Genomic DNA, 15064 nt, shown 5'->3' with positions numbered 1-15064 from the left:
CGAGACCKAGCATTCCCCTGTTCGCGAGCCACAAGGGGGCCGCGAACCCGCCGCGCCCGCGCGGCCGAAAACACAGCCTGCAAAAATGAAACCGCCGCTCGAAATGCCCGCCTGCGCTCAGGAGTTGTCGATGTTCACCCACCGCCCGCCGTTGGCGGGACTGGCCGCCGTGGCCGGTGCCGATACCTCGCTGCGGACTGTCGCGGAGCTGATCGGCACTGCGTCGGTCGAGTTGGTCGCGCCGTCCGCGGTGCGGCCGTTCGTGGCGGCGACCCTCGCGGCCGAGCGGCCGCTGGTGGTGGTCACCGCGACCGGGCGCGAGGCCGACGATCTGACTGTCGAGCTCGAGGAGATGCTCGGCGCCGCCGTCGCGCAGTTCCCGTCCTGGGAGACGCTGCCGCATGAGCGGCTCTCGCCCGGCGCCGACACGGTGGGGCGCAGGCTCGAGGTGCTACGCCGGATCGCGCACCCCGACGATTCGACCTTCCCGGAGCCGTTGCGCGTGGTGGTGACCACTGTGCGGTCGCTCATGCAGCCGATGGCGGGTGGGCTCGGCGACATCGAGCCGATCGTGCTGCGCGTCGGAGTCGAACTCGACTTCGACGAACTGCTCACGCGTCTGGTCGAATTCGCCTACACCCGGGTCGACATGGTGGGCAAGCGCGGCGAGTTCGCGGTGCGCGGGGGCATCCTGGACGTCTTCCCACCGACCGCCGATCATCCGGTGCGCGTGGAGTTCTGGGGCGACGAGATCACCGAGCTGCGGCCGTTCGCCGTCGCCGACCAGCGCTCACTGCCGGACGTCGCGGTGGATGTCGTCGTCGCGCCGCCGTGCCGGGAACTGCTGCTCACCGCCGCGGTGCGCGAGCGCGCCGCCGAGGTCGCCGTCGCCAACGCGGCGGACGCGGCGCTGGTCGAGATGCTGGAGAAGCTGGCGCAGGGCATCCCGGTCGACGGTATGGAGGCGCTGCTGCCGGTACTGCAACCCGGACAACTGCGCCTGCTCACCGAGGTGCTGCCCGAGGGAACCCACGTGCTGCTCTGCGATCCGGAGAAGATCCGCACCCGCGCGGCCGATCTGGTGCGAACCGGCGAGGAGTTCCTGGAGGCATCCTGGACGGCGGCCTCGTTCGGCGGCGCCGCTCCGCTCGGTGGGCACGGACTAGACCTTGCGGCCTCGGCCTACCGTCCGCTGCCCGAGATCCACGCCAGCGCCGACCGGCAGGACCTGCCCTGGTGGACGCTGAGCCCGCTCACCTCCGGCGACCCGGCGGAGGTCGTCCTCCCGGTGCTGACCGGTCCCGCCGCACGTGGTTCCGACGAGCTGGTGGCGACTATCTTCGCCTCGCTGCGCGCGCACGTGTCCACCGGTGGCAGGGCCGTCGTGGTCGTCGCGGGACATGGTACGGCGCAACGCATTCTGGAACGGCTCGCCGATGCCGACGTGCCCGCGGCGGCGCTGGAATCGGGCGCCGAGCCGGGCGCGGGCATCGTCGGCGTGCTGTGCGGCTCGCTGCACGACGGTCTGGTGTTCGACGACGCCGGGCTCGTGGTCGTCGCCGAGTCCGACCTCACCGGCAATCGGGTCACCGCCCCTGCCGAGGGCAAGCGGATGCCCGCCAAGCGGCGCAACCAGGTCGATCCGCTGGCGCTCAACGCGGGCGACATGGTGGTGCACGATCAGCACGGCATCGGCAAGTTCGTCGAGATGATCGAGCGCACCGTAGGCGGCGCGCGGCGCGAATACCTGGTTATCGAATACGCGCCGAGTAAGCGCGGTCAGCCCGGCGACCGTTTGTTCGTGCCGATGGAGTCGCTCGATCAGCTCTCCCGCTACGTCGGCGGCGAGATGCCGAGCCTGTCCAAGCTCGGCGGTTCGGACTGGGCCAATACGAAACGCAAGGCGCGCAAGGCCGTTCGCGAGATCGCGGGCGAGCTGGTGCAGCTGTACGCCGCCCGCCAGGCCGCACCGGGACACGCGTTCGGGCGGGACACGCCATGGCAGCAGGAGATGGAGGACGCGTTCGCGTTCACCGAGACCGTCGATCAGATGACCGCCATCGCCGAGGTGAAGGCGGACATGGAGAAGCCGGTCCCGATGGACCGCGTGGTGTGTGGCGATGTCGGCTACGGCAAGACCGAGATCGCGGTGCGCGCCGCGTTCAAGGCGGTGCAGGACGGCAAGCAGGTCGTCGTGCTCGTGCCGACCACGCTGCTCGCGCAACAGCATCTGCAGACCTTCACCGAGCGGGTCTCCGGCTTCCCGATCATCGTGCGAGGGCTGTCCCGCTTCACCGACCCGCCCGACGCCCGCGCCGTGCTGGAGGGCATGGCCGACGGCAGCGTCGACATCGTGGTCGGCACCCACCGGCTGCTGCAGACCGGCGTGCGCTGGAAGGACCTCGGCCTGGTGGTGGTCGACGAGGAGCAGCGGTTCGGCGTCGAGCACAAGGAACACATCAAGGCGCTGCGCACTCACGTCGACGTGCTCACCATGTCCGCGACGCCGATTCCGCGCACCCTGGAAATGAGCCTGGCCGGCATCCGCGAGATGTCCACGATCCTCACGCCACCCGAGGAACGCCACCCGGTGCTCACCTATGTCGGCGGGTACAACGACAAGCAGGTCACCGCCGCTATCCGGCGCGAGCTGCTGCGCGACGGTCAGGTGTTCTACGTGCACAACCGGGTGTCGTCGATCGACAAGGCGGCCAAGCGGATTCGTGATCTCGTGCCGGAGGCGCGGGTCGTGGTCGCGCACGGACAGATGAACGAGGACACGCTGGAGTCCACCGTGCAGGGCTTCTGGCAGCGCGAGTTCGACGTGCTGGTCTGTACCACGATCATCGAGACCGGATTGGACATCTCCAACGCCAACACGCTGATCGTGGAACGCGCCGACGCGCTCGGCCTCTCGCAGCTGCATCAGCTGCGCGGCCGGGTCGGGCGCAGCAGGGAGCGCGGCTACGCGTACTTCCTGTACCCGCCGGAGAAGCCGCTCACCGAGACGGCTTATGACCGCCTGGCCACCATTTCGCAGAACTCGGACCTGGGTGCGGGCATGGCCGTCGCCATGAAGGATCTCGAGATCCGCGGTGCGGGCAACGTGCTCGGCGCCGAACAGTCCGGCCATGTCGCGGGCGTCGGCTTCGATCTCTATGTCCGTCTGGTCGGCGAGGCGGTCGAGGCCTATCGCGCCGCCGCCGACGGCAAGCCGATCACCACCGAGGAGATCAAAGAGGTGCGCATCGACTTGCCCGTCGACGCGCACATCCCGCCCGATTACGTCGCCAGCGACCGCCTTCGCTTGGAGGCGTATCGGAAACTGGCCGCCGCCCAGGATGATTCGGCGCTCGCGCTGGTCGTCGAGGAACTCGTCGACCGGTATGGTCCGCTGCCGGTCGAGGTGGGCCGCCTGGTTTCGGTGGCCAAGCTGCGGCTTCTCGCCCGTGAGTACGAGGTCACCGAAATCGCCGTCACCGGAACGACGTTGAAGGTCTCGCCGCTTCATCTGCCGGATTCCAAACAGCTGCGTCTCAAGCGGATCTACCCGAGCGCGGGATACCGTGCCGCCTCCGGCGTGGTGCAACTTCCGCTGCCGCGTGTGGAGGACAGCGTCGGGGCCGAGCGGGTCCGAGACGTGGTGCTGCTCCAATTCGTGGCCGACCTGCTGCTCGCCTTGGACGGAAAGGCCCAGGGCGCGGTCGATCTCACCGTTGCCACCGAAATGGCGGCCCGATGAGTTCGGCTCGCGACGAATCCGTCTTGCGTGCCGCACGGCACGCCTCCTTCGGCCGAACGCCGTCCAACGGTGATCGGCGGGCGCCGAGTGACACTGCGGTTGTCGCGGCCGGTCTCGCCGGAGCCGTCGAGGTCATGGACCGCCTGTGGAATTTCGGCGGTTGGGAGGTCACCCAGACACACGACTCCTTGCGCCCATACCTGCTCGAGGAAACCTACGAACTCCTCGACGCCATCCAGCACGAGGATGCCGTGACCATCAAGGAGGAACTGGGCGACCTGCTGCTCCAAGTCCTCTTCCACTCCCGAATCGCCCAAGCCGCAGGCGAATTCACTGTCGACGACGTAGCCGCCGCCCTGGTCGCCAAACTCGTCAACCGCAGCCCGCACTTGCGTGACGCCGATTTCGCCTCGGACGCCTCCGTCGAGGAGAAGATCGCCGCTCAAGAACGCGCCTGGGAGGAACGTAAATCCGCCGAGAAGTCCCGCCGCTCGTGCCTGGACGGCATTGCCATGGCCCAACCCGCCTTGGCTCTGGCTGAAAAGATCATCTCCCGCAGCACCAAAGCGGGCCTGCCACCCGACCTCATCCCGGAAGGGCTGCGCGTCGTCCATCTCGGCGGCACGGATAGTGCGGAAGAGCGTCTCCGCAAAGCGACTTCGGCATTCGCTGCCACCATCCGCGCGGCTGAAGACGCGGCTGAAGTCGCCCGCGGCCACCGCACCCCACTGACGCCCGACGACTGGCGTGAGTTCTGGTCGTGAATGCCGGCAGCGCCATGTCGTGGTCGGGTGGTTCGACCGTATTCCAGGTGAGGAGCACAAGGGCGATTGCGATGATTGTGCCGATTCGCAGAGGCGCAGCCTGATCCGGCGTATCGCCCCCTGAATGGGGTTTCGAGGCCCGGTCTCAATCGGCACGGGCCGTTGGTATCGCCCTGTTCGTAGGCGAGCGTGGCGCGCGGGCCGACTTCGGTCCTAGCAGATCACGGAGTTGTACGGTGGTCCATCCAGAAGGTATTGAGCCGCCTGCCGCAGCCGGTCGATGACAACCGCACGGTCGTCGTAGCCCTCTTCCCAGTCGACGTTCAAAACCTCGAAGTCAGTGGCCAAGTCGTGGAGCGCAGCATCCAAAGGCTCGGGCGCGTGTGCCAACCGGTGTAGCAGCGAGGCAATGTCCTCGGAGACCTCGCCGGGCTCTCCGATACCGGTCAGTAACCGTGTGGCATGCTGCCGGGCCCGGCCCAGAAGTACCCGAGCCTGCCGACTCGACCAGTCCACCTCGCTCACGTCTGCCAGGCCCAGCTCGACCAACGCCGTGAGAAACACGTGCGGAGCATCGCGGCAGTCACTTCGATGTATACCGGCCAACTCCCGCAATGCCGGCGAATCGACACCGCGAGCCAAGGCCACAGCAGCAGCCATCGGAAGATCCTCACGACAGATCTCACCCACAGCGAACCGGTCCGCAGCGGCACTCAACTCCTCCACCCCGCCAGCCTCTCCGAACACCGACATGCGGTCAACCGGGTTGATCCATCAACTCTTCCGGACGAGACGTCGGCCGAGGAGGGGCGTCGCTCACACCGGCGGCCCGTGGCTCTGGTACCTGATCGGCAGCGGGGTGAATTCGCTTCCGCCACAGGCGATTCGCGGACGTCGCAACGGCGACACCCGTCGGTTCGTTTGCGTGACGGATGCTGAAGATATTGCGGACAGCTGGCCCGGGGAAGGCTTCGGGTTGCGTACATGTGCGATTATTGGCCAGAAATAAGAATTATCTTCATGATGCTGGCGTATTAGTGAATAATATTCATACTTCTGACGAGGGGCGATTCGCTTCGCGCGGATCATCGGCAGCCGCCCGTCGGCGATCAGGAGTGCAGGTGAAAATCGAAATCCCCGCCGGGGTCGACAACGGTGCGTACCGCCTGGTGCGCACGCCGACGGGCGCGTATGATTCGAACATATGTTCGAGTAATGTGGCTTCGGAGATGCGGATGTTGGCAGATCCGTGGCACGCCGCTGTCGCCCGACCCGCTAGACGCTTCACTGCTGTCTCGATATCGAGTCCAGGTGGGATTCCTGCCTTCGAACAGAATCGGTTGATAGTCAAATGACCAGTACCTCAACGGTTTTGGATGATCCGCAAGGTGCGGTGTCGGCTGCGTGTCGACGTCGCGAGGGAGTGCGCCATCGTGGGGGCCGACGGTCCTGGCAATCGTGGGAATTCGAGTTCTGGGACCCGGCGTCGTGGCAACCGCGGGTATTGGCACAGCGGTTTCGGTGCTGGGTCGACGCCACGCGCCGACGGCGCAGGATCGCGTGGTTGCTGGCGATCACTCTCACGCTGTTCGTCGTTCCCGGGGGTGTCGGCGCGGTGGCCGTGGCGCAGACGCTGAGCGGTATGACGGAGTGTCCAGTAACGGGTCGGTCCAGCATCGCCATGCTCCGCTGGATGGAGATCAGGGACTCGTCCGGGGTCCAGTTGACCGACTATGTGTTCGCGACCAGCCACGGCAACGTGTCGAATCCGTTGGAGACGGTCGTGTCGATGGTGCTGGGCTTGGAGTTCGTCGGCTATTTGGTCCTCGTGACCTCTGCGGTGTGGTTGATCGGTTTCGCGATCAGTTTCCAGTGGCTGGATCCGTTCGGTCGAGCGTTGACCGGGGTCGCCGACAACCTGACCGGCCAGATCGCCACACCCATCATGCTGACCGTCGCCGCGTCGATCGGCGCGTTCTTCGTCGCCTGGTTCATGGTGCGCGGATTCGTCGCCAAGGCCACGATTCAGGTGGTGACGATGCTGGGGGTAGCCGTGCTCGGCCCGATCGTCCTGGCGGAGCCGTTGGCTGATGTCTTTTCCTCGCACGGTCTGCTTGCGCAGGGCCGCAATGTGGGCATCGCGGTGGCGGCCGGGCTCAACGGCCACGCGAGCCCGAATCCGAACCAATTGGTCGCCACCATGCAGGGCGATCTGGCCGACAACTTCGCACGCCGCCCGGTGCAGGTGTGGAACTTCGGTCACGTCGTCGACGAGTCGCCGCGGTGCGCCGCGGCGTGGTCGGCGGGCGTTCGATCGGGTGACGATTCCAGGGTCTTGAACGGCATGCGGGCGTGTGGTGACGCGGCGGCCTATGCCACGGCCGGCAATCCGAGTTTGGGGCAGATCGGCTCCGGCCTGGTGCTGTTGCTGTGTGGAACGATCATGCTGGCGTTCGGGGTGTCTCTCGGGGTCAAGATCATCCGTGCTGCGCTGGACTGCAGCTACCACGCATTCCTGGCCATCTTCGGTTTCGCGGCAGGTGGATTCGTCTACGGACCGACCCAGACGTTTTTGGTTCGCAGCATCGTCGATGCGGTCGTCTCGGCGGGACGAATGGCGGCTTACACAGTCTTCCTCGGTGTCTACGTGTTGTTTCTGGGCAACTTGTTCCGGCAGGCCGGAGGCCAGGTCGGGCTGGTACTTGTCCTGGGCGCCGTAGTGGAGGTCATCGCCATCCTCCAGCTGAAGCGCCTCGGTGCGAGACTCGGCAACGGCAACGACTGGGTCGCCAACCGATTCGCCCTCGCGATACAGGGCGCGGGTGGTTCTGGTGGAGGCGGCGGTGGCACCGCGCTGGGAATGGGCAACACGGGAACCGGCCGCAGTCTGCCGCAGGCCGCGCTCGCCGGAATCTCCGCCGTCAACACCGTCGCCGCCAGCCCGATCACCGCGATGCTCTTCGGCAGGCGGGCGCCGTTCGAGCCCGACTCGAAACTGCGGAATCAGATCGACCTGCTAAAACTCGAGGCAGACAAAGAGATATACGAGAAAGGCTGGTCACTGAACCAATCCCGGGTCCGAGAAGGATATATCGAAGCCGCCAGATCAGCCGCCGAGGAACACGGCTACACCCATCGCGGCGCGGCCGTAGCTGTGGACCGCATAATAAGTCGCGGCGGATTTCTGGGCGACGCCACCACCTGCCTGACGGATGCCGGCTTCACAGACAAAGGCATGATGACCGATGCCGTGCAGGCCTACCACTACCGGGAGCAGCTCGGTCCGAGTATGTGGGATGGAGATGCGTTCATCGGCAAGGCCATGGCCTCGATGTCGATGCTCAAATCGGAGAAATCTCCAGCAAACATGGCTATCTTCCGACATACCGCGCACCGTCTGGCAAACCAGCGCTTTCGCGACCGCAAGTCGTGGTCCGCCCTCACTGAGGACGAACAGAACTATCTTCAGGGCTACTTCGAAAACCCCACGCAGGAGAGGCTCGGGGGCATAGTGGCTCTAGCGGGTGGCAGGAAGACCGTGGGGCAGAACCAGCTGCCAAAGGAGCTCGAGACCTGGAGTAAGCAGAGCGGCGTGCGGATGAACGATGCCATCATGCCCTATCTCAGCCATAAATACTTGGCGGCCGCCGAAGCCGGCGACCTCCACAAAGCTACAGAATATTTGCGAACCATGGCGCTTACCGAAATCTGGGCCAGCACTGGCACATTGACTCCATCGAAGGCGATTCCACGATTCTGATGCGATCGACCGTTTTGTGTCGGTGCCGAGGGAATTCGACGGGATCGGGATGGTGCGGGGCGAGTACGTGATCGACTTGGTGATGCGCACGGCGGCCTCGGCGGGCGTCGAAACGGCTGTCGCGGGATATCTGCATCCCGATCTGGTCGCCGTCTGCGCGATGCAGGCGTAAACGAATGCGTGATCCACTGCTCGGACCTGCCCGATGTGCTCGGCCGCGCTGGGCGGGTCTCCCGGAACTCGATGTGTTGCACTCCATCAAGCGGAAGACCCGCGCCGCGATCGCGGAATTCGAAAGCCGTCAGACGTTGACGCCGTAGTCGCGGGCGATACCACCGAGACCCGACGCATACCCCTGACCGATGGCGCGGAATTTCCACTCGTTGCCGTGACGGTACAACTCACCGAACACCATCGCGGTCTCGACGGAGGCGTCCTCTGTCAGATCGTAGCGAGCCAACTCGACGCCGGTCGCGGCGTCCACCACCCGGATGAACGCGTTGCGGATCTGGCCGAACGACTGTCCCCGCGCGTCGGCATCGTGGATGGACACCGGGAAGAAGATGTTGGTGATCGTCGGCGGGGTGGCCGTGAGATCGACGTTGATCACCTCGTCGTCGCCTTCGCCCGCGCCGGTGAGATTGTCGCCGGTGTGCTCGATCGATCCTTCGGGCGAACGCAGGTTGTTGTAGAAGATGAAATGCTGGTCGGACAGCACTTTCAGATTCGGTCCGCACGCGAGCGCGCTTGCATCGAGGTCGTAGTCGGCGCCGGTGGTGGTGCGCACGTCCCAGCCGAGACCCACCGAAACCTTGGTGAGATTCGCCGCCTGCTTGGACAGCGAAACGTTGCCGCCTTTGGCCAAAGTGACGCTCATGATCCCCTTCCGCGCGGCACACCGGTGCCGCCTGTCTCCGTTGCTATCGGGAACTGTTGTGCCGGTTCAGTTCTGGTTGTCTATCCAGGATTGCAGCGTGGTCACGCGCCCTTTCAGTGCACGCAGCTCGCTCTCGTCGTCGAGCACCGTGCGCTGAATGCCCTGCGCGACGGCGAAGGCCGACTGGCGGTGGTCGTCGATCACCTCGACATCGATCCGGACCGCCACGTAATCGGCGGCGTCCGGCATCTCCTCGGCGACGACGTGTGCGGTGCCCCGTGCGCACATCGCCACGTTGCCCCCACCAAGGATCAGTAGCGCAACCTCGGGCCGCTCCCGGAGCCGGGCCAGCGAGCCGCGGTCGAACTTGAGGCTGATCAAGATCTGCCGATTGCCCGCACGCACCGGCCAGGACACCGGGATCGCGTGCGGCGCGGGATCGGTCGTGACCAGCACGCCGATTGTCTCCAAGGGCCATTCCGGGAGCACGTCCAGCTCGGGATGATCTAACGAGTGGTCTTGACGTTGAACGGGGCTCGCTCCGGCTGCCATCTTCGTCACCTCATGGATCGTCGCGCGCGGCGGGCTGTGCCACACTTCATAGCAGTCTAGTACCGCGTCGGCGCCTGCCCGAGTGAGTCCTGGTAGGTCTGGCATATGGTGTCGGGATCGGATTGTGGCTGAGCTGATTACCCGCCATCAGTGCTTATGGCCTTCGGACATGGCTTTCGCGCGCGCACCGGGCGGGCCACGGAATCACCGAGTACGTGGCATTGCCGCGGCGATCTCGCGCCGTGACCGGAGGTCGAGTTTCGCCAAGATATTCGACACGTGTGACTGAATCGTGCGACGCGACAAGAACATCTGCGCCGCAATGTCGGAATTGGAACAGCCTTCGGTCACCAGCGCGGCGACCTTGCGCTCAGTATCCGTCAGGGCAGCCCACCCGGACTTCGGGCGGTTACGCGGACCACGGACACCCAGCCGAATCCCGTATGGCCGAACGCGTGCCACCGCGCGACCGGCGTCCCACGATGCGCCCAGTCGGCTGTAGAGACCTATCGCGGTTTCCAGCGCGCTGCGGGCGTCGGCATCTCGTCCCGCGGCAGCGAGCAGCACGGCGGCGTTCTCCTGTGCCTGCGCTTCGTGGAGCGGCCAACCGGACTGCTGGAATGCGTGGACGGCCATGGAGAGGGCGTCGGGATCGTGGTCGGCCAGACCCCGGCACAACAGGGCCGTTCCATTTCTGCCTGCGGTCGCCCGTCGCGCCACGAGCTCGTCCGCGCCGACTACCACCGACCGGGCCGCATCCTTGTCACCGACATCCGCGGCCAGCCGGGCGATGTCCGGGAAGATGTAGTGCAGCGTGGATGCGGTCATACCATCGGCCAGTCGCTGATGGGTGTCGACGAGCAGTTTCAGCGCCAGGTCCGGGTGACCGCGGGCCTCGTGCGTCAAGGCCTTGACCCAGGGGTGGAGCTGCGCATAGCCGGTGCTGCCCAAGCGGTTGTCCGGTGCCGGAATACCCTCCGGGTCCGGCAGAAAGGTGCCGCGGTGAATTCCGATGAGCGCCGCCAGGCTGTGCGCGACCGGCGCGTACCCGAGCGCGTCGGGCGCCTCCATGCTCGCCGTGCATTCGGCCAGCGCATCGTCCCAGCGGCCGTCCAGTAGGTACAGTCGCGCCTTGGCGAGCAGGTTAGGGGACAGGTACACGCCGTGCATCCGGCGGTTGTGCCCGATGGCCTTCCTCAGCGTCTCTTCGGCGTCGGTGAGTCGATCGAGTTCGATCATGCAGTGTGCATACAGCACGTAGGGATCGAACTGGTCCGATCCGGTCCCGTCCTCGAAGATGTCTAGGATCCGAGTGCTCAGATCAAGCGCCTCGTCGAGGTGGCCCTGGGTGTAGCGCACCGCACCCATCGCCATGAGACCGTATCCGGTGGCGAGCGGGTTCCCACTGCTGTGCCCCATCGACACCGCTCGTCGGCCGGCTTGCTCCGCCGCCTCGAACCGTTCGAGAAAGAAATTGTTCAGTCCGCACATTCCCAGGAATCGGCCCGCGTCCTCGGCACCGAGATCCATGGTGGACAGCGCTGTTTCGGCGACGGCGACAGCGTCGGCCAACCGGCCCTGCGCTTGGCAGACTTGGACGAGCAGCCACCGCAGCTCGACCTCGTGGCCGTGTTCTGTTCGCGTGTGCAGCGCGGCGCGCACCACGGCCTCGGCCTCGGCGGCGCGGCCGTTCCACAGCAATGCCCGGGTCTGCCAGCGGATCAGCACCGAGCGCTTGGCGCCGTCGAGGTCCGTCGCGGTCGCTACGCGGTTCAGCAGCTGTACCGCGAGCTCGGGCGCTCGCACGATCAGCTTGTCGGCCACGGCCACCAGCCAATCGAGAGTCGTCTTGTCGAGGTCGTGGCCGCCGGCCGACAGGTAGTAGGCGACTCGCTCGATCGGCGCATCGGTTGCTTGCAGGACCTGCCCTGCCCGCCTGAGCAGATCCGAGCGCAGCGAAGCGGGTACCTGATCGGCCAGCACGTCGCGTATCAGATCGTGCCGGAACACCAGTTCTGAATTCACTCGAGTAAGCAGCCCGCCGTCCGTCGCCTCGGTGACGGCGCTCCAGACATCCAGGAGGGGGCTGTTCAGCACTGCCGCCAGTTCCGCGACATTGATGGTCGGTCCCAGGGCAGCGGCCATCGGCAGCACGTCTCGCGTCGGGCGGGACAGGAATTCCAGCCGCTGTGCGATCGCGTCCGCCAGCGAGGCGGCAGGACCGTCGCCGGCAGCCGCTTCCGTCGGGGCGGCGGTTTCGGCGATCACCGTGATCGCGTCATCGCGCAACAACGCGGCCACCAATTCGGTGATGTGGAGCGGATTGCCGCCCGCACCGGCCAGCTTTCGCAGTAGGTGCGGGCCAGGGGCGGCACCGACCATGTGCCGCACCAGTGTCGCCGCAGCCGAGTCGGGGAGCGCGTCGAGCCGGATCATCGGGGCGCGTCGTTCGACCAGTTCGGCCGACAATGCGGCGAACGCCTGGTCTCGGGGCAGCGGTCGGGCCGCAAGCAGTAGCAGGAGCGGCAGCGGTTCGATGAGGGCGCAGAGCCGGCGCAACACCAACAGGCTCGACGCGTCCGCCCAGTGGATGTCGTCCATGATCAGTGCGACCGGAGCGGCGACACACCAGGTGTCGATGTGATCCAGAATCGCCTCGGTGAGGGTGAACTCGTGGGTGGCCGCCGCGTCGCCCGCCCGATCCCCGCTGTGGAGCAGCGCGCGAATCGGATCCGACTCCGGGCAGGATGGGGTGCCGTCGCCGTCCAGCCAGGAGCGCACCGCGGCGAACGGCACGTCCCGCTGCAGTTCGATGGCGGCGCCGGCGCGCACCTGCAGGCCCGCTGTGGCAAACCGGATCCTGGCTGCTTCGAGCAGCGACGTCTTGCCGATACCGGGCTCGCCTTCCACGAGCACCACGGCCCCCTGCCCCGCGGCGACTCGGTCCGCGAGGGCCGCCAGATTCTCGATCTCGGCATCACGACCGACGAAGACTGTCGCGAAGGACTCCTGCATGCAGGTGAGCTTAAGCATCTCGGGCGAAGACGGCCGGTCGAAATGTGGTGATGGGGCCTGACCGTACGGATATTTCGCTCCGGTGCGACGGATGTTCCGCTCCCGCGCGTGCCATAGCGTCCCTGACAGCGGCCCGATACCCAGCACTCCGTCGGGCGCGGCGATCGAAAACCACCGAGTCGAGGAGACATTCGTTGGCGTCCAGTGCTGCCACCCGTAACCCCGTGCCGGAGGTGATGCGGGGGGTTATCCGCATAGGTGGTCACGTCGCCAAGGAATCGCTCACATGGCCGCGGGCCCGTGCCGCGACCGACGTCCCGGTGAGCGGCCGTGAGGTGACAGTGGAATGGCTGACCGCGGTGCTGTGTGCCGGACATCCCGGCGCCGAGGTCGAGGCGTTCGACACGCAGGACCTGAGCGCAGGCACCTCCACCCGCTGGAAGCTCGGCGTGACCTACAACGACGCCGGCCGGGCCGCGGGCCTGCCGGAGCAGCTGTTCGCGAAGACCACCGCGGGCTTCAAACAGCGCCTCACCTTGGATCTGGCCGGAATCCTCGGCGGTGAGCCGGGTTTCTTCAGCTACGTGCGGCCGACGCTGGACATCGAAGCACCGCGCGGCTACCACAGCGCGATCGACTATCGGTCGGGCCGGACGATCTCGTTGCTCGAGGACATCGTCAGTACCAAGGGCGCCAGCTTCTGCACGCCACAGACTCCGATCGACCGCACTCAGATCGAGGATCTGTTGTGCACCATGGCGACCTGGCATGCCCGCTACTGGAACGATGCCGAGCTCGAGCAGCATCGGTGGCTGAAGCCGCCGCGGGCGCACTTCGCCAATCTCGACCGGTTGATCGGCATGTCGAAACGTGCCCAGGTGGGAGCCCGGCGGGCAGCCGCGGTGCTACCGGAAACGCTGCCGGGTGACCATGATCGGCTGTATCGGGCGCTGCGACGGTCCTTGGAGATCGCCAGCACCGGTGCGCAGACCTTCTTGCACGGCGACAGTCACATCGGCAACACCTACATCACCTCCCGCGGTCGCATGGGGTTTACCGACTGGCAAGTCGTCCTACGCGGCAGCTGGGCATACGACTTCGCTTATGTGGTCGGCTCGGGCCTCACGGTGCACGACCGGCGGGACTGGGAGCGCGAGCTGCTGGCCGGGTATCTCGAGCGCTTGGCGGCCTGCGGCGCTCCGGCACCCGATTTCGACACCGCATGGCTGGCCTACCGACAGCAGGCGTTGTATCCGTATTTCATCTGGTTGTCGACCATTGGCCACAGCGCCATCCAGCCGAAGTATCAACCGGACGAGATCTGCCTCGGCATCATCGAGCGCACCGCCGGCGCGGTGCTCGACCTCGATGCCGTGAAAGCGATCGAGGAAGCGGGGTAGTCCGTGCAGATCATCAGTAATCGTTGCCACACGTTCGAATACATGGTGACGGAGCCGAGCCCGTGCGCGGTCGATCTGGAGCCGTCGGCCGTCTGGGTGCGCAGGTATTTCCACGATTGTCTACTCGTGACCGTCGGCGTCGGCCACGGGGATCGCACCTTGGCGAGCGCGGCGGTGCAGGTCGTTCGGCACATCGTCGACGAGACCGATGCGTGGCAGGTTGTCGTCGACGGCGTAGCCCACCTGCCGGTGCCCGGTGACATCGCCAATGCCCCAGTAGATGTGCTTTCGGAGCTCGCCGACACCCTCGACGTCCTGGCGGAATTCGCCGAACGCCTGGAGGAACGCGGCGAGCGAGTCCATCTGATGCCTTTCGGCTGGCACAAGACCTGCCGCGTCGATGCCATCGCGGGACCGCGAGCACGGCAGGTTCTCCAGCTGTCGGCGGATGGCGCCGGCGCCAATCATGTTCCCCCGAATCCGGTGTGTCTCAGCATGTACCCCTTGACCATGCGACCACACGGCGGACGCCACGCGTCCAGATCCTGGTAATTCGAGCGCTTCTCCACCGGAATACCGGTGGGGAGTACTGCGCCTTCCAGGCGAATATGGTGAGCCTATCCTAATTAAACACCTAGGGTGTGTCGCGGACAGAGTTCGCCGGTCAAAGCAGCAGGTGGAAACCGAACGTTCCGATTGACGTAATGCCGTCCGCGTTGCATCATTCGTAACGGAGCCCCGTTTGTCGAGGCCGTCCACTGTTTTGCTGCCGGCCGATGACTGTCCGGCCCGGCGTGCTGCGGCTCGCGCCTCATCGGCGTCCCCGCGCACGAGTGCAGCGCTTCCATCTATGACGCTTCGGCGTCCGGCCGTGAGTGAGGTGAAAACGAAATGGTTTACCAGTCGTCTGGATATCAGGTGAGCAATTCGTTCCTGCGCTTCGGCACCATTCCC

Annotated in this window: 10 protein-coding genes; 6 read left to right on the top strand and 4 right to left on the bottom strand. The window is 66.0% G+C overall.

The annotated features are described in order from the left end of the window. The first annotated feature begins 130 nt into the window (after window positions 1–130). Together mfd and AB4Z47_RS27010 are read left to right on the top strand one after the other, a co-directional pair. Complete coding sequence (gene mfd / locus AB4Z47_RS27015) at window positions 131–3742, top strand: transcription-repair coupling factor (RefSeq protein ID WP_441954915.1); 3612 nt, start codon at window positions 131–133, stop codon at window positions 3740–3742. Window positions 3743–3876: 134 nt separating this feature from the next. After that, window positions 3877–4506, top strand: coding sequence for a MazG family protein (locus AB4Z47_RS27010; protein WP_441954913.1), 630 nt, complete (start codon window positions 3877–3879; stop codon window positions 4504–4506). Window positions 4507–4719: 213 nt separating this feature from the next. On the opposite strand, the gene AB4Z47_RS27005 is transcribed toward AB4Z47_RS27010, so the two are convergent. After that, complete coding sequence (locus AB4Z47_RS27005; protein ID WP_441954857.1) at window positions 4720–5166, bottom strand: hypothetical protein; 447 nt, start codon at window positions 5164–5166, stop codon at window positions 4720–4722. A gap of 904 nt (window positions 5167–6070) precedes the next feature. Here AB4Z47_RS27005 and AB4Z47_RS27000 point away from each other — a divergent pair. Continuing rightward, the gene (locus tag AB4Z47_RS27000) at window positions 6071–8266 is read left to right on the top strand and encodes a hypothetical protein (protein ID WP_441954855.1); all 2196 of its coding nucleotides are present in this window, start codon (window positions 6071–6073) and stop codon (window positions 8264–8266) included. A 16-nt stretch (window positions 8267–8282) separates the two neighbouring features. Continuing rightward, window positions 8283–8438: a hypothetical protein gene (locus AB4Z47_RS26995; protein WP_441954853.1), complete on the top strand. Its 156-nt coding sequence runs from the start codon at window positions 8283–8285 to the stop codon at window positions 8436–8438. Between the two features lie 129 nt (window positions 8439–8567). Here AB4Z47_RS26995 and AB4Z47_RS26990 read toward each other — a convergent pair whose 3' ends face one another. The 3 genes from AB4Z47_RS26990 to AB4Z47_RS26980 all read right to left on the bottom strand — a co-directional run bounded on the left by AB4Z47_RS26990 (window position 8568) and on the right by AB4Z47_RS26980 (window position 12710). After that, window positions 8568–9143: a TerD family protein gene (locus tag AB4Z47_RS26990; protein WP_441954851.1), complete on the bottom strand. Its 576-nt coding sequence runs from the start codon at window positions 9141–9143 to the stop codon at window positions 8568–8570. Between the two features lie 66 nt (window positions 9144–9209). Next, a complete protein-coding gene (locus AB4Z47_RS26985) occupies window positions 9210–9695 on the bottom strand; it encodes a hypothetical protein (protein ID WP_441954911.1) in 486 nt (161 codons plus the stop codon). A gap of 204 nt (window positions 9696–9899) precedes the next feature. Then, on the bottom strand, window positions 9900–12710 hold the full coding sequence (locus tag AB4Z47_RS26980; RefSeq protein ID WP_441954849.1) for an ATP-binding protein: 2811 nt from the start codon (window positions 12708–12710) through the stop codon (window positions 9900–9902). 194 nt (window positions 12711–12904) lie between these two features. Here AB4Z47_RS26980 and AB4Z47_RS26975 point away from each other — a divergent pair, with 194 nt between their 5' ends. Further along, entirely contained in the window at window positions 12905–14110 is a 1206-nt protein-coding gene (locus AB4Z47_RS26975) for a phosphotransferase (RefSeq protein ID WP_441954847.1), read from the top strand. Window positions 14111–14152: 42 nt separating this feature from the next. Beyond that, on the top strand, window positions 14153–14662 hold the full coding sequence (locus AB4Z47_RS26970) for a hypothetical protein (protein WP_441954845.1): 510 nt from the start codon (window positions 14153–14155) through the stop codon (window positions 14660–14662). Window positions 14663–15064: the final 402 nt, after the last annotated feature.

It is taken from the genome of Nocardia sp. 2TAF39 (assembly GCF_052114905.1).
GTDB lineage: Bacteria > Actinomycetota > Actinomycetes > Mycobacteriales > Mycobacteriaceae > Nocardia.
Note: the sequence above shows the minus strand (reverse complement) of the source record. Positions and strands in the feature narration are given on the sequence as shown.